Below are 18,643 nucleotides of genomic sequence, written 5' to 3'. Positions count from 1 at the left end.
GCCGCACCGCACCGACCCGGGAGAACCGCGCATGAGCGCCCACCTCACGCCCCTCGAGCCCGTCGCCGACCCCACGGCCGAGGCCACCCGCCGCCCCCTGCGCCGCGCGCTCGTGAGCGTCTACGACAAGACCGGACTGGCCGAGCTGGCCACCGCGCTGCACGACGCCGGCGTCGAGATCGTCTCGACCGGCTCCACCGCGTCGACGATCGCGGCCGCCGGCGTGCCGGTCACGCGGGTCGAGGAGGTTACCGGCTTCCCCGAGTGCCTCGACGGCCGGGTCAAGACGCTGCACCCGCGCGTGCACGCCGGCCTGCTCGCGGACACGCGCCGGCCCGAGCACGTGGCGCAGCTCGCGGAGCTCGACGTGGCCGGCTTCGACCTCATGGTCGGCAACCTCTACCCGTTCGCGGCGACCGTGGCCTCGGGCGCGGCGCCCGACGACGTCGTCGAGCAGATCGACATCGGCGGCCCGTCGATGGTGCGGGCGGCCGCCAAGAACCACCCGAGCGTCGCCGTCGTCGTCGACCCGGCGCGCTACGGCGAGGTCGTCGCGGCGCTCGGGGCCGGCGGCTTCACCCTCGCGGAGCGGCGGGCGCTCGCGGGCGCGGCCTTCGCGCACACGGCCGCGTACGACGTCGCCGTCGCCTCGTGGTTCGCGAGCGCGTACGCGCCCGACGCCGTCGGCGCCGAGTCCGGCTTCGGCGCGTTCGCGGGCGCGACCTGGGAGCGGTCGGCGGTGCTGCGCTACGGCGAGAACCCGCACCAGCGGGCGGCGCTCTACGTGAACCCGGCCGCCCCCGGACTCGCGCAGGCCGAGCAGCTGCACGGCAAGGAGATGAGCTACAACAACTACGTCGACGCGGACGCCGCCTGGCGCGCGGCCCACGACCACGCCGAGCCCGCCGTCGCGATCATCAAGCACGCCAACCCGTGCGGGATCGCCGTCGGGCCCGACGTCGCCGAGGCGCACGCCAAGGCCCACGCGTGCGACCCCGTGTCCGCGTACGGCGGCGTCGTCGCGGCCAACCGCACGGTCACGGCGGCGATGGCCGAGCAGCTCTCGCCGGTGTTCACCGAGGTCGTCCTCGCCCCGGACTTCGAGCCGGCCGCCCTCGAGGTGCTGACGCGCAAGAAGAACGTGCGCCTCCTGCGGGTCGCCGGTCCGGCCAACACCGCTCCGGTCGAGATGCGCCCGGTCACGGGGGGCGTCCTGCTGCAGACCGCCGACCGCGTGGACGCCGTCGTCGAGGGCGGTGGCGACGACCCGGCCGCCTGGACGCTGGCGGCGGGGCGGCCCGCCGACGACGCGACCCTCGCCGACCTCGCCTTCGCGTGGCGGGCGGTCCGCGCCGTGAAGTCCAACGCGATCCTGCTCGCCCGGGACGGGGCCTCGGTCGGCGTCGGGATGGGGCAGGTCAACCGCGTGGACTCCTGCCGGCTCGCCGTCGAGCGCGCGAACACGGGCGGCGCCGAGCGCGCCCGCGGCGCGGTCGCCGCCTCCGACGCCTTCTTCCCGTTCGCGGACGGGCTGCAGGTCCTCCTCGACGCGGGGGTCCGGGCGGTGGTGCAGCCGGGCGGCTCGGTGCGCGACGCGGAGGTCGTCGCGGCGGCCGCGGCGGCCGGGGTGACGCTCTACCTCACGGGCACGCGGCACTTCGCGCACTGAGCCTGCGCTGACCGCACTGCGCGACGGCGGCGGCTCTCGCCTCAGGCGAGCGCCGCCGCCTTGAGGGGTCGCGCGTCGTCGGCGGCAGCGTCGCGGTCGAGCCGGGGGAGCGCGGGCCCGGTGAAGAGGCGGCGGGCCGTCGCGACGTCCCGCGGGCGGTCCACGGCGAGCACGGCGCCGAGCTCGGACGAGCCGGGGCGGAACCAGAGCGCGGTGAAGCCGTCGTCGCCGCGTCGCAGGACGACGTCGTCCGTGGGCAGCGGGTGCCCGTAGAGGGCCAGCTCGTGACCGAGCTGGGTCGAGAAGACGTACGGCGCCGGGTCGTCGACGGGCCCCGCGGGCACCCCGAGCAGCGTGCGCACCGCCGCGGCCGGGCCCCGCAGGGCGCCGTCCCAGTGACCACCGGACACCCAGCCGTGGCGGGGCGAGCGGCGCCGGGCGACGTCGCCGACCGCGACGACGTGGTGCAGCGGGCCGTCGGCGCGCACGACGCGGTACCGCTCGTCCACCACGAGCGCGCCGTCGGGCGCCACGGGCAGCGCGTCCCCGAGCCAGCCCGTGCGCGGCCTGGCGCCCACGGCGACGAGCACGACGTCGGCCGGCACGGTGCGCCCGTCCTCGAGCACGACGGCGTCCGCCCGCACCTCGTCGACGCGCGTCCCCAGCAGCAGCCGGACCCCGGCCGCCGCGTACCAGGCGGTCGTCAGGGCGCCCACCTCGCCCAGGGCGGCCTCGAGCGGCGCGTCGGCCGCCTCGACGACCGTGACGTGCGCACCGGCCCCGGCCGCGACGCCCGCCACCTCGGCGCCGATCCAGCCCGCGCCGACGACGACGAGGCGTGCGCCCGGGCGCACCGCGGCGCGCAGGGCCTCGGCGTCGACAGCCGTGTGCAGCGTCAGCGCGCCCTCCCAGCCGGGACGGCTGACGGCCTGCGCGCCGGTGGCGAGGACCGCGGCGTCGGCGCGCAGCTCGCGCGCGGCCGTGGTGAGCGTGACGCCGTCGTCGTGCACCGCGAGCCCCGTGGCCGGCTCGGCGAGCGCGATGTCGGCGCCCGCGAGGTCGGCGCCCACCTCGTCCCGCAGCCAGGCGGGCGCGGTGCGGGTGAGCAGCTCCTTGGACAGCGGCGGGCGGTCGTAGGGCTCGAGCCCCTCGGCGCCGAGCAGGGTGACGTCCCCGGCGAAGCCCTGGTCGCGCAGGGCCGTGACAGCCATGGCACCCGCGAGGCCCGCGCCGACGACCAGGACCGAGGAGACGCGCACGCGCCCACGGTAGTCTCCCGGGCGTGAACCCCCAGCCCGAGGTCGAGCGCCACCGGGCGCCGGCCCTGTGGCTCGTCGTCGCGGCGCTGGTGGTCACGGTGCTCGTCACCGTGGCGCGCGGGGCGTTCGACGGTGCGGCCGTGCTCGTCAGCACGCTGGTCGTCGCGGCCATCGCGCGCCTGATCGGCCGCGGGCGCCGCCCCGAGGGCCTCGCGGTGCGCACCGCGTGGGTCGACGCGACGATCCTGCTGGCCCTCGCCGCGGGCATCGCCACCTTCATGCTCACCCCGGGCGTCTGACGGGCCCGCGCTCCGGCGGGGTCAGGTCTCTCGATGTCGAGTAACCTGACCGCGAAGCACAGCACACGCCGCCGGGCGCCCGGCACGGTCGCCAGGTCCTGCCTCCGCAGGTGGCCCGTGTCCTCGTGCGCGCCGACCACCTGAGCAACGGGAGTTTTCGCATGGGCAAGATCAAGGTCGTGGGTCCGGTCGTCGAGCTCGACGGCGACGAGATGACCCGCATCATCTGGCAGTTCATCAAGGACCGCCTGATCCACCCCTACCTCGACATCGACCTGCGCTACTACGACCTGTCGATCGAGAACCGCGACGCGACCGACGACCAGGTCACGGTCGACGCGGCGAACGCGATCAAGGAGCACGGCGTCGGCGTCAAGTGCGCGACGATCACGCCCGACGAGGCGCGCGTCGAGGAGTTCGGCCTCAAGAAGATGTGGGTCTCGCCCAACGGCACGATCCGCAACATCCTCGGCGGCGTCGTCTTCCGCGAGCCGATCATCATCAGCAACATCCCGCGCCTGGTGCCCGGCTGGAACAAGCCGATCATCATCGGTCGCCACGCCCACGGCGACCAGTACAAGTCGACGAACTTCAAGGTTCCCGGCGCCGGCCGGATCACGATGACCTTCGAGCCGGCCGACGGCTCCGAGCCGCAGCAGTTCGAGGTCGTGACGATGCCCGAGGCGGGCGGCGTCGCGATGGGCATGTACAACTTCAACGAGTCGATCCGCGACTTCGCGCGCGCCTCGTTCGCCTACGGCCTGCAGCGCGGCTACCCGGTCTACCTGTCGACCAAGAACACGATCCTCAAGGCCTACGACGGCCAGTTCAAGGACATCTTCGCCGAGGTCTTCGAGGCCGAGTTCAAGGCCGACTTCGACGCGGCCGGGCTGACGTACGAGCACCGCCTCATCGACGACATGGTCGCCGCGGCCATGAAGTGGGAGGGCGGCTACGTCTGGGCCTGCAAGAACTACGACGGCGACGTCCAGTCCGACACGGTCGCCCAGGGCTTCGGCTCGCTCGGCCTCATGACGTCGGTGCTCATGACCCCCGACGGCAAGACCGTCGAGGCCGAGGCGGCGCACGGCACCGTCACGCGCCACTACCGCCAGCACCAGCAGGGCAAGCCGACGTCGACCAACCCGATCGCGTCGATCTTCGCCTGGACGCGCGGCCTCATGCACCGCGGCAAGCTGGACGGCACGCCCGAGGTGACGCAGTTCGCGCAGACGCTCGAGGACGTCGTCATCTCGACGGTCGAGAGCGGCAAGATGACCAAGGACCTCGCGCTCCTCATCGGGCCGGACCAGGAGTGGCTCACCACCGAGGAGTTCCTCGCCGCCCTCGACGAGAACCTCGCCGCGCGGCTGGCCTGAGCGCCCGCCCTCCCCGACCCTCCCGACAGCCTCCAGAAGGAGTCAACGATGACCGCACCCGTGAACGTCACCGTCACCGGCGCCGCCGGTCAGATCGGCTACTCGCTGCTGTTCCGCATCGCCTCCGGCGCGATGCTGGGCGAGCAGACGCCGGTTCGCCTGCGGCTCCTCGAGATCCCCCAGGCGGTCAAGGCCGCCGAGGGCACCGCGATGGAGCTCGCCGACTGCGCGTTCCCGCTGCTCGACTCCGTCGACATCTACGACGACGCGCGTGCGGCCTTCGACGGCGTCAACGTCGCCCTGCTCGTGGGCGCGCGGCCGCGCGGCCCGGGCATGGAGCGGGGCGACCTCCTCGAGGCGAACGGCGGGATCTTCAAGCCCCAGGGCGAGGCGATCAACGCCGGTGCCGCCGACGACGTGCGCGTGCTCGTCGTGGGCAACCCGGCGAACACCAACGCGCTGATCGCCCAGGCCCACGCGCCGGACGTCCCGGCGCAGCGCTTCACGGCGATGACCCGGCTCGACCACAACCGCGCGCTCTCGCAGCTCGCGGAGAAGACCGGGGCCGGCGTCAAGGACATCGACAAGGTCACGATCTGGGGCAACCACTCGGCCACCCAGTACCCGGACGTCTTCCACGCCACGATCGGCGGCCGTCCGGCCGTCGAGGTGATCGACGACCAGGCGTGGCTCGAGAGCACGTTCATCCCGACCGTCGCCAAGCGCGGTGCGGCGATCATCGAGGCGCGTGGCGCGTCGTCGGCGGCGTCGGCGGCCAACGCGGCGATCGACCACGTGCGCTCGTGGGTCCTCGGCACGCCGGAGGGCTCCTGGACGTCGGCGGGCATCGTCTCCGACGGCTCCTACGGGGTCCCGGCCGGGCTCATCTCGTCCTTCCCGGTCACGTCGACCGGCGGCGACTGGGAGATCGTCCAGGGCCTCGAGGTGAACGACTTCTCGCGCACGCGGATCGACGCGTCGGTCGCCGAGCTGGCCGAGGAGCGCGACGCCGTCCGGCAGCTGGGGCTGATCTGAACCGCGGGACGGCACGACGCCTCGCCACGGCCCTGGCCGTCGGCGGGGCGCTCGTGCTGTCCGGGTGCGGGGGCGCCGCCGCGAAGCCCGAGCCGGAGCCCACGAGCGCGTCCGAGGACGTCGAGTGGGAGGACCCCTTCGACCACGGCGAGGACGGCGACCGGCTCCACGCGATCATGGCCGACCACGACGCGGTGCTCGACGCGTGGTACGAGGCCGAGGCCGCCGGCGATCTCGCCGCCTCCCAGCAGGGTGCGCTCGCGTACGCCGACGCGCTGCGGCCGATGCTCGGGGCCCTGCGGGACGAGACGTTCACGGCCGACTACCAGAAGGAGCACGCCGACACGGTGCTCGTCGCGCTCCAGGACGCCATCGCCTCGGCCGAGAACGCCGCCGCCGCACCGACGCAGGAGGAGTACGACGCGGCGGTCCTGGCCGGCTACGACGAGATCGGCGCTCGCGCGCACCTCGCCGTCCTCCTCCACTGGGTCTGACGGTGCCCGCGGGAGGTGCGGCGCCGCCCGTCCGGGTGGCGCTGCGCGTGCGTCCGGGCGCGTCGCGCAGTCACGTCGGCGGCTCGTACGCGGGCCGGCTCGTCGTGGCGGTGACGCCTCGCGCCGTCGACGGCGCCGCGACCGAGGCGGCGCTCGAAGCCGTCGCCCAGGCGTTCGGGGTGCGCCGTCGGCAGGTCGAGCTCGTCAGCGGCGCGACCAGCCGCGACAAGGTCGTCGCGATCGAGGCGTCCCCGGAGGCGGTCGCCGCCCGCCTCGGGGCGCTCCTGGAACCCTGAGGCGCGGCGAACCAGCGAGCTCGGTGACGGGTCCTGCCGACGTCGCCGTTCAGCGCGGGGCGGGCGGCGTGACAGCATGCGCGGATGCTGACGATGATCGGGCCCGTGCCCACGCACGAGCTGTTCGTCGCGCTGGGCGTCGGTGTCGCGCTGCTGATCCTCGTGGTGGAGGCGCGACGGCGCGGGCACACGGACGACCGCCTGCTGGTGGTGGTCACGGGCGGCCTCGTCGGTGGGGCGCTGCTCATGCGGCTGGGCACCTGGCTCCAGCACGTGGACCTGCGCGAGAACGCGTCCCTGGTCGAGCAGTGGGTGCACGGCAACCGGAGCGTGCTCGGTGGCCTCGTCGGCGCGTGGCTCGGTGTGCACGTCGCCAAGCGGCTCAGCGGTTACCGCGTCCGGACGGGTGATCTCTTCGCGCCGGCGGTGGCCGGGGGCATGGCCGTCGGTCGCGTCGGCTGCCTGCTCACCGAGCTGCCCGGGGAGCCGACCCGCGGCGCCTGGGGCGTGGTGCTCGACCGCGAGGCAGCGGCGCGCCTGGGCGCCCCGGCCGGCGTCCCGCTGCACCCGTCCTTCGCCTACGAGATCGCGTTCCACGCGGCGGCCTTCGCCGTCCTGTGGTTCTGGCTGCGGCACAAGCCGCTGCCGCCGGGGGAGACCTTCGTCTGGTACGTCGCCGCCTACGGGATCTTCCGCTTCCTCGTCGAGTTCGTCCGGGGCAACGAGGAGGTGTGGGCGGGCCTGTCGCGCGGACAGCTCTTCCTCGCGGTGACCGTGCCGCTCGTCCTCGCCCGCATCGTCGTCCACGCCCGCACGGAGTCCGGCGCGCGCCGGCCAGAGCTCGAGGAGGCCACCGCGTGAGCCCACGCACCGGACCCGGCATGCCACTGCGCGGGGGGCGCATCCACCGCTACGTCAACGCGTTCTGCCCGCTGTGCCACGAGGAGCGACCGGACCGCCCGCTCGCCGAGGTCCCGCGGCTGTCCGGGTGGCTGGTCGAGCGCGACGAGCGCATCTGGCTCGAGCGCGGCTGCGCGACGCACGGCCTGGTCAGGACCCTCTACGACGAGTCGCCCGAGATCCTCAGCTACCTCGAGCAGTGGACGGCGCCGACCAAGGCGCACACGCCCGACGTCGTCGGCAACTTCGCGCCCGTGCCCGCCGCCTACGCACACGGGCTGCCCGAGATGCAGACGCAGCACACCTGCATCCTGCTCGAGGACCTGCTCGACCACTGCAACCTCAAGTGCCCGACCTGCTTCGCCGCGTCGGCGCCCGCGCTGGCGTCGGTCGCGCCGCTCGAGGAGGTGCTGGCGTCGATCGACACGCGCCTGGCGCGCGAGAACGGCCGCATCGACGTCCTCATGCTCAGCGGTGGCGAACCCACCCTCTACCCGTGGCTCACCGAGCTGCTCGACGCGGTCGCGACGCGGCCCGTGGTGCGCGTGCTGCTCAACACGAACGGGCTCCTCATCGCGCGTGACGACGCCCTGCTCGCCACGCTGCGCCGGCACCGCGAGCGCGTGGAGGTGTACCTGCAGTTCGACGGCGTCACGGCGCAGGCCTCGACGCACCACCGCGGCGCCGACATCCGCCGGTTCAAGGACCGGGCGCTCGAGCGGCTGTCCGAGGCCGGGGTGTTCACCACGCTGACGATGACCGCCGCGCTGGGCGTCAACGACGACGAGATCGGCGACGTCGTCCGGCGCGGCATGGCGACGCCCTTCGTCGGCGGCGTGACGATCCAGCCCGTCTTCGGCTCCGGTCGCAGCGCGGGCCTGGACCCGATGGACCGCCTCACGCACACGGGGGTGCTCGCGCGGTTGGGGCCGCAGACCGACGGCGTGGTGACGTGGCGCGACATGACGGCCCTGCCGTGCTCGCACCCGCACTGCTGCTCGGTCGGCTACCTGCTCCGGGACGACGCGGGCACGTGGCGCTCGCTCGTCGCGCTCATCGGTCCGCAGCGGCTCAAGGAGTGGCTCGACCTCGAGCCGGACGTGCTGGCGAACCGCATCGCCGACGACGCCATCCCGGCCCAGCTGCGTGCGGCCGTCAAGGGGTCCCTGCTCGACCTCCTCTCGGAGCAGTCGTCGCTCTCCCACCCGTCGATGGCGACCATCTGGCGCGACATCTGCACCGCGTGCGACCTCGGCATCAGCACCCTCGCGACCCTCGCCGCCTCACGCCTGCCGGGTCAGCAGGACCGGATGCGGCGCCTCCTCGGGGAGCGCGTCCTGCGCGTGACGATCAAGCCGTTCATGGACATGAACACGATGATCGAGGAGCGGCTCACGCAGTGCTGCGTCCACGTCGCGACCGTCGAGGAGGAGTCGCGGGCGCACCAGTGCGCGCCGTTCTGCGCGGTCCAGGCGTGGGCGCCGCTGTCGCGGAGCCGGATCTCGAGCGCCGCGGGCGTGCCCCTCGCCGCCGCGACGGCGGCTGGGTCGGGCCGTGCGACGCGCGGTACACCGCCCGAGCGCCCGTCCCGGGTCTCGCTCCCGATGGTGCCCCGGTGAGCGACCCCCGGCAGGTCCGGCCGCCGCACGAGGCGGTCGCGGGCTCCGGCACCGCGGCGCCGCCGGACCCGCTGCGGCTGTGCGTCTTCGCGACGGTGGCGCTGCTGGGCTGGGTGCTCGGGCCGTGGGCGCTGCTCGGCTTCGCGGTGCTGGCGATCGTCGGGTACGCCCGGGCCCGGCGCGCCGGCCTGCTCCGCTCGCGCTGCAAGCTCGGCGACACGCGCCTCGTCCTGCTCTACCTCACCCTCCTCGCCGGGGCTGCCGCCACGGCGATCGTCCTGTCCCTGACCTGACCAGCGTCCCCACCGAGGAGCCACCGTGTCGCAGCAGCCGCCCCCGCAGGACGACCCGCAGCAGCCGGGCGCGCAGCCGGACGGCCAGCCGCCGTACGGTCAGCAGCCGCCGTACGGCCAGCCACAGCCCTACGGTCAGCAGCCCTACGGTCAGCAGCCCTACGGTCAGCAGCCCTACGGTCAGCAGCCTTACGGTCAGGGCGCCGCCGACCCCTACGCGCCGGTGCGCACGCCGTCGTCCAACAAGCGCAAGTTCTGGATCGGCGCGGCCCTCGCGATCCCCGCGCTCGTGGCCTGCTTCGTGGTGGCCGGTGGACTCGGGGGCCTGCTCCGCGGGGTCACGCACAGCGGCGGGATCGAGCAGATCGTCTCGACGATCGTCGGGATGGTGGCGGTCGGTGCGGTGATCGCCGGGGTCGTGGTGGAACGGACGCGCTGGTACGCGATCGGCGTGCTGGCGGGGGCGGCGATCCTGGCCATCGTCGCCGCGGGCGCCTGCGTCGCGTTCCTCGTCGCCCTCACGGCGAGCTACGGCGGCTAGCGCTCCGGGTGGCGGCCGTGGACGCCCGCTGTCCGCACTGCGGACGAGCTGCGGGCGCCACTGCAACCGCCTGACGGATCGCACGCACGGCCCTCCGGGGTGGTCGCGCGTCCACTGCAAGGGCGCGCCGCCACGCGTTGCCCGGCCTTGCGGCCCGGCGTTACCGTCGCGCCACCCGGCGGAGTTCACCCGGGTGAACATCGGTGGTGACAAGGGAGTCCCCATGACCTCGGCCCTCACGGCCTCGTCGACCCGCGCGCGCTCGGCGGCGCGGATCGGCTCCGTCCTCGCGCTCGCCCTCACGGCGACCGTCGTGCCGCCCGGTCCGGGCTCGGCGCCCGCGACCGCCGCGGACCGCTCGGTCGCCCTGGTCGGCGACCTGCAGAGCGAGCTCGGCTGCGCGGCCGACTGGGCGCCGGACTGCGCCGCGACGGAGCTCGCGCCCACGGGCGAACCGGGCCGCTACGCCGCGGAGTTCGAGGTCCCGGCGGGAGCCTGGCAGTACAAGGTCGCGCTCGACGACGCCTGGGACGAGGCGTACGGCGCCGACGGCGGCGGCGACAACACCCCGCTCGTCGTCGCCGGACCGACGCGGCTGCGCGTGACGTACGACGACGCCACGCACCGCACCGGCCTGGTCCCGCTGGACCTGGGAGGCGCGGCCTCGGACGCCGACGCCGCGCTCGTCGCCGACCCGGTGCGCCAGCCGGGCTCGGCCGAGCAGTTCTACTTCGTCATGACGGACCGGTTCGCCAACGGGGACCCGGGCAACGACACGGGAGGGCTCACCGGCGACCGCCTCGCCACGGGGTTCGACCCGACCGACAAGGGCTTCTACCAGGGTGGTGACCTCGCCGGCCTGCGCGCGCAGCTCGACTACATCGAGGGGCTCGGCACGACGGCGATCTGGCTCACGCCGTCCTTCCTCAACCGGCCGGTCCAGGGCACCGGCGCCGACGCCTCGGCCGGCTACCACGGGTACTGGATCACGGACTTCACGCAGATCGACCCGCACCTCGGGACGAACGCGGAGCTCGAGGCCCTCATCGCCGACGCCCACGCGCGGGGCATCAAGGTCTACTTCGACATCATCACGAACCACACGGCCGACGTCGTCGACTACGCCGAGGGGCAGTACTCCTACGTGGACCAGGCGACGCGGCCGTACACCGACGCCGCCGGCACGCCGTTCGACCCCGCCGACCACGCCGGCACGGGGTCGTTCCCCGAGCTCGACCCGGCCACGTCGTTCCCCTACACGCCCGTCGTGGACCCGGCCGACGCCGACCTCAAGGTCCCCGCGTGGCTCAACGACCCGACGCTCTACCACAACCGCGGCAACTCGACCTGGGCGGGGGAGTCCGTCACGTACGGCGACTTCGACGGCCTGGACGACCTCATGACCGAGCACCCGACGGTCGTCGAGGGCTTCGTCGAGGTCTACCAGGACTGGGTGGACCTCGGCATCGACGGCTTCCGGATCGACACGGTCAAGCACGTGAACCCCGAGTTCTGGGAGCAGTGGACCACGCAGGTCCTCGACTACGCCCACGCCCAGGGCAAGCCGGACTTCTTCATGTTCGGCGAGGTGTACGACGCCGACGCGGCCAAGCTCTCGCCGTACGTCCGCACCACCGACATGAGCTCGGTGCTGGACTTCACCTTCCAGGCCGCCGCGTCGACGTATGCCCGCGGCACGGGTCCGCAGACCCTGCGGCAGCTGTTCGCCTCCGACGACATGTACACGACGCCGACGACGAGCTCCACCGCCCTGCCCACGTTCCTCGGCAACCACGACATGGGCCGCATCGGCTACTTCGTCGCCCCGCAGGGCGACGGCCTGGCGCGCTCCGAGCTCGCGCACAGCCTCATGTACCTGACGCGCGGCCAGCCCGTCGTCTACTACGGCGACGAGCAGGGCTTCGCCGGCCTCGGCGGGGACAAGAGCGCGCGGCAGACCCTCTTCGCGTCGCAGACGCCCGAGTACACCGACCAGGAGCTGCTGACGGGGCAGGCCCTGGGTTCCGTCGACCGCTACGACACGGGCGCCCCGCTCTACGAGCACATCGCGGGCCTGGCGTCGGCCCGCAGCGCGACGCCGGCGCTCGCGACCGGCGCGCAGCTCGAGCGGCCCGTCACGGGTCCGGGCGAGGGCTCCGTCTACGCGTTCTCGCGCGTCGACCGCGAGGAGAGGGTCGAGCACCTGGTCGCCGTGAACAACGCCGCGGTGCCCGCGACCGTCACGGTCGACACGCTGACGCCGGGCGCCGGCTTCGCCGCCCTCGCCGGATCGCCGGACGACCACGCGGCCGTCACCGCGGCCGACGACGGCACCGTCGAGCTCACGGTCCCGGCGTTCGGCGCCGTGGTCCTGGTGGCCGACGGCCCGGTCGCTGCGGGGGCGGACGACCTGACGGTCGCCGTCCCCTCCCCGGGCGCGGCCGTCACCGGGGTGGCCCCCGTCGCGGCCGAGGTCGCCGACGTCTGGGCGGAGACCTCCTTCGCGTACCGCGTGGTCGGCGACGAGGACTGGACCCCGCTCGGCACGGCGGAGGACACCACGCCGCGCGTGTTCCACGACACCGCCGGCCTGGCGCGCGGGACGCTCGTCGAGTACCGCGCCGTGAGCGTCGACGCCGCGGGCGACCGCGTGGCGGCCTCGTCCTTCGCGTCCGTGGGCGTCGCCGTCGACGGCGCCGTGCCGGACGAGCAGCCCGCCGAGGGTCGCGAGGACCTGCTCGTCACGGTCGCGGGCGACCTGGACAGCGAGCTCGGCTGCTCGGCCGACTGGCAGCCCGACTGCACCGCCGTCGCCCTGACGCACCGCGGCGCGGGCGTGTACTCCGGCACGTTCGAGGTCCCCGCGGGCGACTTCCAGTACAAGATCGCGATCAACGGCACCTGGGACGAGAACTACGGCGCGGGCGGCGTGCGGGGCGGCGACAACGTGCCGATCTCGGTGCCCGCGACGCAGCAGGTCACGTTCGTCTACGACGACGCCACGAAGTGGTTCACGTCGAGCGCCCAGGGCCCGCTGCTGACGCTGCCCGGCTCCTTCCAGAGCGAGGCGGGCTGCCCGGCGGACTGGTCGCCGGACTGCGTCGTGACCTCCCTGCAGGACCCGGACGGCGACGGCACCTTCACCTGGACCTCGCGTCCGCTGCCCGCGGGCACGTACGAGGTCAAGGTCGCGCACGGCCTGACGTGGGACGAGAACTACGGGGCCGGCGGCGCGCCGGGCGGCGCGAACATCGCCTTCACGGCGTCCGCCGACGAGCGCGTGACCTTCACGTACGACCTCGCCACGCACGTCCTGACGGTCGGCGTCGTCGACCCGCCGCTGGCCGGCGTCGGCACCGCGCAGGCGCACTGGCTCGACGCCGGCACCATCGCGTGGCCCGCGGCGCTCCTGCCGGGGACGGACGCGTCGGCGCAGACGTGGCGCCTGCACCACGCGCCCGACGCGTCGCTCGAGGTGGTCGACGACGCCGTCCAGGGCGGCGAGGCGATCGAGCTCGCGCTCGACGAGGGCGGCCTCACGGCCGAGCAGCTCGCCGCGTTCCCGCACCTCGAGGGCTTCCTCGCGCTGAGCGTGGACGCCCCGCGGGCGGAGGTCGAGGCGCTGCTGCGCGGTGAGCTGCTCGTCGGCCAGTACGACGCCGCCGGCGCGGCGACGGCGATCACGGGCGTCCAGGTCCCGGGCGTGGTGGACGACCTCTTCGCGCAGGACGCGGCCGACCGCGCCCTGGGCGCGACGTGGCGGTCCGGCCGGCCCGACCTGGCCCTGTGGGCACCGACGGCACAGGACGTGGACCTCCTGCTGTGGACCCCGGACCGCCGCGGCCGGCTCGACCTCGACGCCGAGCCGCAGCGGGTCGCGATGGACCGCGGGGCCGACGGCACGTGGACGGTGCGCGGCCAGAAGGCCTGGGCCGACGCGGCCTACCTCTACGAGGTGACCGTCTACGCCCCGAGCACGGACGCGGTCGAGGTCAACCGCGTCACGGACCCGTACTCGGTCGCGCTGACGCTCAACTCGACGCACTCGGTGCTGGTGGACCTGGACGACCGCGACCACCAGCCGCGGCTGTGGCGCACGGCCGACCAGCCCGAGGTCGAGCCCGTCGACCAGACGATCTACGAGCTGCACGTGCGCGACTTCTCGATCAGCGACGAGACCGTCCCCGCGGAGCTCCGGGGCACCTACGGGGCCTTCGCGCAGGAGGGCACGGCGGGCCGGCAGCACCTGCGGGAGCTGGCCGACGCGGGGCTGACGACGGTCCACCTGCTGCCGACGTTCGACATCGCGACGATCGAGGAGGACCGCGGCGCCCAGGCGACGCCGCCGTGCGACCTCGCGTCCTTCCCGCCGGACTCGCCCGAGCAGCAGGCCTGCATCGAGCAGATCCGCGCCGGCGACGGCTACAACTGGGGCTACGACCCGCTGCACTTCAGCGCCCCGGAGGGGTCCTACGCGCGCGACGCCCACGGCGGTGCCCGGGTCGCCGAGTTCCGGACCATGGTCGGCGCCCTGCACGACGACGGCCTCCAGGTCGTCCTGGACCAGGTGTTCAACCACACCGCCGCCAGCGGCCAGGACCCGAAGTCCGTGCTGGACCGCGTGGTGCCCGGCTACTACCACCGGCTGGACGCGACCGGGCAGGTGGAGACGTCGACGTGCTGCCAGAACCTGGCCACCGAGCACGCCATGACCGAGAAGCTCATGGTCGACTCCGTGGTGACGTGGGCCCGCGACTACAAGGTGGACGGCTTCCGCTTCGACCTCATGGGGCACCACAGCGTCCAGACCATGCAGGCCGTGCGCGAGGCGCTCGACGCGCTCACGCCGCGCCGCGACGGCGTCGACGGCTCGGCCGTCTACCTCTACGGCGAGGGCTGGAACTTCGGCGAGGTCGCCGACAACCGTCTGTTCACCCAGGCGACGCAGGGCCAGCTCGACGGCACGGGCATCGGGACCTTCAGCGACCGGCTGCGCGACGCCGTGCGCGGCGGGGGACCGTTCGACGAGGACCCGCGCGTCCAGGGCTTCGGCAGCGGGGCGTTCACCGACCCGAACGGCGCCCCGGTCAACGGCTCGCAGGACGAGCAGCGCGCGCGCCTGCAGCACCAGGCCGACCTCGTCCGGCTCGGCCTCGCGGGCAACCTCGAGGACTTCGCGTTCCTCGCGAGCGACGGCACCGTGCGCACCGGCGCCGAGCTCGACTACAACGGGCAGCCCGCGGGCTACGCGACGTCACCCGAGGAGGTCGTCACCTACGTCGACGCGCACGACAACGAGACGCTCTTCGACTCGCTGACGCTCAAGCTGCCCCAGGACACGCCGATGGCGGACCGCGTGCGCATGAACACGCTGTCCCTCGCGACGACCGCCCTGTCGCAGACGCCGTCGTTCTGGCACGCCGGCACGGACCTGCTGCGCAGCAAGTCCCTGGACCGCAACAGCTACGACTCGGGCGACTGGTTCAACGAGATCGACTGGTCCGGGCAGGGGACGACCTTCGGGCGCGGCCTGCCGCCCGCGGCGGACAACGAGGCGAAGTGGCCCTACCAGGCGCCGCTGCTGGCGGACCCGGCGCTCGCGCCCACGCCCGCGGACATCGAGGCGGCGGGGGACCAGGCGCAGGACCTCCTGCGGCTGCGGTTCTCGACCGAGCTGTTCCGGCTCGGCGACGCGGAGCTCATCCGGGAGAAGGTGACCTTCCCCGGCAGCGGCCCCGACGCCGCTCCCGGCGTCATCGCGATGCACGTGGACGACACGGTCGGCCGGGACGTCGACCCCGAGCTGGACGGCCTGCTGACGGTGTTCAACGCGTCCGACGAGCCCGCCGTGATCGCGCTCGCGGACCTCGCGGGCGCGGACTACGAGCTGTCGCCGGTGCTCGCCGAGGGCAGCGACGACGTCGTGCGTCAGACCACGTGGGACGAGGCCAGCGGCACCGTCACCGTGCCGGCCCGGACCGTCGCCGTCCTCGTCGACGGCGAGGACGGCGACGGTCCGGGCACCCCGGGCGGCGGCTGGTGGCAGTGGTTCTGGGGCTGGATCGGCGGCTGGTGGCCGCCGTCGTGGTGGCCCTGGTGACGTCCGGGCGTCACGCCGCCGGCACAGCCTGCGTGCCCTCGTGGACCAGGGCCGCGATGTGCCGCTTGATCTCGTTGAACGCGGGCCCGGTGACGTCCCGGTCCTCGCCGAGGCCGACGGGGACGACCTCGCGGACGTGACCCGGCACGCCGTGCGAGGCGCCGCCCGCCATGACCACGACGCGGTCCGCGAGCACCACCGCCTCCTCGATGCTGTGGGTGACCAGCAGCACCGTCGTCCCGGTCTCGCGGTGGATGCGGCTCAGCTCCACCTGCATGGTGCTGCGCGTCAGGGCGTCGAGCGCGCCGAACGGCTCGTCCATGAGCATCACGGCCGGGTCGTTCGCCAGCACGCGGGCGATCGCGACGCGCTGCTGCATGCCGCCGCTGAGCTCGCCGGGGTAGGACCTGGCGAACCGGGTCAGGCCCACCGTCGCCAGGAAGCGCTCGGCACGCTCGGCGACGACGTCGCGGCTGTACCGCTTCTGCTTGGGGCCGTACGCGACGTTCTCCTGGACCGTCAGCCACGGGAAGAGGCCGTAGTCCTGGAAGACGACGCCCCGGTCCGGCCCCGGGCCGGTGACCGGCTCGCCCGCGACGGTGACCGAGCCGCCGGTCGCGGTCTCGAACCCGGCGATGATGCGCAGGAGGGTGCTCTTGCCGCAGCCGCTCGCGCCGACGACGGTGACGAGCTCGCCCGCCCGGACGTCGAGGTCGACGCCGGCCATCGCGGGGACGGTGTCGGTGGGGCGGTAGCGCTTCTCGAGGGCGACGGTGCGGATGTCCCCGGGCAGCTGGGGCCGGTCGGTTCCGATGCGAGGCATGGTGGCTCCTAGGAGAGGGTCGGGCGGCCGCGGGTGACGAGCGTGACCAGGCCGGCGAGGAGCCGGTCGGCGAGGAAGCCCGCGAGGCCGATGACGACCATCCCGGCGACGATGAGATCGGTCTTGGACATGTCCCGCGCCTGGGTGATCATCGACCCCAGGCCGGTGCTGATGCCGACGGTCTCCCCGACGACGAGGATGACCCAGGACAGCCCCAGGGCGATCCGCAGGCCGCCGACGATGCTGTGCATCGCGCCGGGCAGGACGACGTTGGTCAGGACCTGCGCCGGACGCGTGCCGAGCATCGCCGCGGCCTCGAGCAGCCGCTCCGGGACTCGGCGCACGCCCGCGATCGTGTTGAGCAGGATCGGGAAGAACGCGGCGAGGAAGACCAGGAAGATCGTCGAGCGGTCCCCGAAGCCGATGATGAGCAGCGCGAGGGGCGCCCACGCCGTCACCGGGATCGGTCGGACGACGTTGAGCAGCGGGTCGAGCATGCGGAACACGGCACGGAAGCGCCCCATGAGGACCCCGAGGGGGATCGCGCAGAGCGCCGCGAGCCCGAACCCGGACAGGACCCGTCCCGTGCTCGCCGCGAGGTGCTCCCACAGCGAGCCGCTGAACGCGTCGTCGAAGACGCCGCCGACGGTGATGTCGACGATGCGGCGCAGCACGTCCTCGGGGGCCGGGACGAAGGCCATCTTGATGCCGAAGGGCAGGGTCCAGGCGTTCTGGACGCCGAGCTTCCACAGCACGAGGGCGAGCACGGGGACGGGCACGGCCAGGGCGACGGCCGCCGCCGTGGCCCGGGGGTCGCGGGCGGGGCGGGGCCGGCGCGGCCGCCCCGCCCGCGCCGCGGGCGAGCCCGTGGTCGCGGCGGCGGGGACGGCGAGCGGTGCCTCGGACGGAGCGGTCGCGGTCATGGCGGGTTCCTTCACGTCGGGGCCGGGCTCAGGAGCCGGCGGTGGAGGACTCGACGAAGGTCGGGTCGATGACCTCGTCGGCGGTGGGCGAGGCGTCGAGGTAGCCGAGCCCGTGCATCTGCTCGGCGAGCGCCTCGACCTGGGCGCGGTACTCGGCGTCCAGGGACCAGCGCGGCCAGATGTTGCCGATCGCCGTGTCGACCACGGCGGCGTCGAGGCCGAACTGCTCGACGACGCCGCTCGACCACGCCTCGGGGTCGGCGAGCATCGCCTCGGTGGCCTCGATGTGCGTGTCCACCACCGCCTGCACGAGCTCGGGGTCCGAGTCGATGAGGCGCTGCGTGGTGACCAGGCCGATGTTCACCTTGCCGACGGGCGTGTCGTAGGGGGAGACGATCTGGTGGGCGCCGTCGAGCATGGCGATGGAGGGGCCGAGCTCGGCGCTGGCGAAGGCGTCGATCTGCCCGCTCGCGAGCGCGTTCGCCATGTCGGAGAACGGCAGGTTGACGAGATCGAGCTCCTCGATGTCGACGCCGTGCTCCTCGAGCGTGAGCCGCAGCAGGATCTCCTGCGACGCGCCCTGCGGGTAGCCCACGGTGCGTCCGACGAGGTCGGCGACCGAGGTGATGTCCGTCGTGCCCACGATGTTGGACCCGCCGTCGGCGGCCGCCGCGACGACCACGACGTCCTGGCCCGCCGCGACACCGGAGAGCGCGGACGGCACACCCGTGACCCCGAAGTCGACGTTGCCGCTGACCACGGCGTTCTTGATGTCGGGGGAGGTGTCGAACTGGACGACCTCCACCTCCATGCCGTCCGGGAGGAAGTCCTCGTACAGGAACGGGGCGAACAGGTGCGGCTGGCCCTTGAGGGTCCCGACGGTGACGGTGCCCGTGGCGCCGTCGGGCTCGTCGGCCCCGGCGGCCGCGCAGCCGCCGAGGCCGGCCAGTGCGGCGACGGCCAGGAGGGCGGTGGTGGGCCGCAGTCGTGCGGTCGGTCGTGCGGTCATGATG

General features: G+C 74.0%; 15 protein-coding genes. 11 read left to right on the top strand and 4 right to left on the bottom strand.

What is annotated here, in order from left to right:
* Nucleotides 1–31: 31 nt before the first annotated feature.
* Nucleotides 32–1,669 (top strand): bifunctional phosphoribosylaminoimidazolecarboxamide formyltransferase/IMP cyclohydrolase, encoded by a 1,638-nt coding sequence (gene purH / locus H2O74_RS12925; RefSeq protein WP_182111951.1) that lies wholly within the window; start codon nt 32–34, stop codon nt 1,667–1,669.
* A gap of 41 nt (nt 1,670–1,710) precedes the next feature.
* Here the strand turns inward: purH and H2O74_RS12920 are convergent, their stop codons facing one another.
* Nucleotides 1,711–2,928: an NAD(P)/FAD-dependent oxidoreductase gene (locus tag H2O74_RS12920; protein WP_255491626.1), complete on the bottom strand. Its 1,218-nt coding sequence runs from the start codon at nt 2,926–2,928 to the stop codon at nt 1,711–1,713.
* 23 nt (nt 2,929–2,951) lie between these two features.
* Between H2O74_RS12920 and H2O74_RS12915 the strand changes: the two genes are divergently transcribed.
* From H2O74_RS12915 to pulA, 10 genes are all read left to right on the top strand, one after another.
* Nucleotides 2,952–3,227 (top strand): hypothetical protein, encoded by a 276-nt coding sequence (locus H2O74_RS12915; RefSeq protein WP_182111950.1) that lies wholly within the window; start codon nt 2,952–2,954, stop codon nt 3,225–3,227.
* A gap of 161 nt (nt 3,228–3,388) precedes the next feature.
* Complete coding sequence (locus H2O74_RS12910) at nt 3,389–4,606, top strand: NADP-dependent isocitrate dehydrogenase (RefSeq protein WP_182114273.1); 1,218 nt, start codon at nt 3,389–3,391, stop codon at nt 4,604–4,606.
* A 48-nt stretch (nt 4,607–4,654) separates the two neighbouring features.
* Complete coding sequence (locus H2O74_RS12905) at nt 4,655–5,641, top strand: malate dehydrogenase (protein WP_182111949.1); 987 nt, start codon at nt 4,655–4,657, stop codon at nt 5,639–5,641.
* A 53-nt stretch (nt 5,642–5,694) separates the two neighbouring features.
* Nucleotides 5,695–6,135, top strand: a complete 441-nt coding sequence (locus tag H2O74_RS12900; protein WP_182111948.1) for a hypothetical protein — start codon at nt 5,695–5,697, stop codon at nt 6,133–6,135.
* Nucleotides 6,136–6,137: 2 nt separating this feature from the next.
* Nucleotides 6,138–6,431 carry a DUF167 domain-containing protein gene (locus H2O74_RS12895; protein WP_182111947.1) on the top strand — a complete coding sequence of 98 codons (294 nt, stop codon included), beginning with the start codon at nt 6,138–6,140 and terminating at the stop codon, nt 6,429–6,431.
* An 84-nt stretch (nt 6,432–6,515) separates the two neighbouring features.
* Nucleotides 6,516–7,292 carry a prolipoprotein diacylglyceryl transferase gene (locus tag H2O74_RS12890; protein WP_182111946.1) on the top strand — a complete coding sequence of 259 codons (777 nt, stop codon included), beginning with the start codon at nt 6,516–6,518 and terminating at the stop codon, nt 7,290–7,292.
* On the top strand, nt 7,289–8,950 hold the full coding sequence (locus H2O74_RS12885) for a radical SAM protein (protein ID WP_309232707.1): 1,662 nt from the start codon (nt 7,289–7,291) through the stop codon (nt 8,948–8,950). The genes H2O74_RS12890 and H2O74_RS12885 overlap by 4 nt, the downstream gene beginning before the upstream one ends.
* Nucleotides 8,947–9,243 (top strand): hypothetical protein, encoded by a 297-nt coding sequence (locus H2O74_RS12880; RefSeq protein ID WP_220457965.1) that lies wholly within the window; start codon nt 8,947–8,949, stop codon nt 9,241–9,243. The genes H2O74_RS12885 and H2O74_RS12880 overlap by 4 nt, the downstream gene beginning before the upstream one ends.
* A 25-nt stretch (nt 9,244–9,268) precedes the next feature.
* Entirely contained in the window at nt 9,269–9,784 is a 516-nt protein-coding gene (locus H2O74_RS12875) for a hypothetical protein (RefSeq protein ID WP_182111945.1), read from the top strand.
* Between the two features lie 223 nt (nt 9,785–10,007).
* Complete coding sequence (gene pulA / locus H2O74_RS12870) at nt 10,008–15,884, top strand: pullulanase-type alpha-1,6-glucosidase (protein WP_182111944.1); 5,877 nt, start codon at nt 10,008–10,010, stop codon at nt 15,882–15,884.
* A 10-nt stretch (nt 15,885–15,894) separates the two neighbouring features.
* Here the strand turns inward: pulA and H2O74_RS12865 are convergent, their stop codons facing one another.
* Genes H2O74_RS12865 through H2O74_RS12855 form a run of 3 tightly spaced genes read right to left on the bottom strand, consistent with a single transcriptional unit; the run spans nt 15,895 to nt 18,639 of the window.
* Nucleotides 15,895–16,707: an ABC transporter ATP-binding protein gene (locus tag H2O74_RS12865; protein ID WP_182111943.1), complete on the bottom strand. Its 813-nt coding sequence runs from the start codon at nt 16,705–16,707 to the stop codon at nt 15,895–15,897.
* 8 nt (nt 16,708–16,715) lie between these two features.
* A complete protein-coding gene (locus H2O74_RS12860; RefSeq protein WP_182111942.1) occupies nt 16,716–17,630 on the bottom strand; it encodes an ABC transporter permease in 915 nt (304 codons plus the stop codon).
* Between the two features lie 28 nt (nt 17,631–17,658).
* Complete coding sequence (locus tag H2O74_RS12855; RefSeq protein ID WP_182111941.1) at nt 17,659–18,639, bottom strand: ABC transporter substrate-binding protein; 981 nt, start codon at nt 18,637–18,639, stop codon at nt 17,659–17,661.
* Between the last annotated feature and the right edge of the window lie 4 nt (nt 18,640–18,643).

Origin of the sequence: Actinotalea sp. JY-7876 (assembly GCF_014042015.1) — a bacterium.
Lineage (GTDB): Bacteria > Actinomycetota > Actinomycetes > Actinomycetales > Cellulomonadaceae > Actinotalea.
This window is presented reverse-complemented; position numbering and strand designations above follow the sequence as displayed.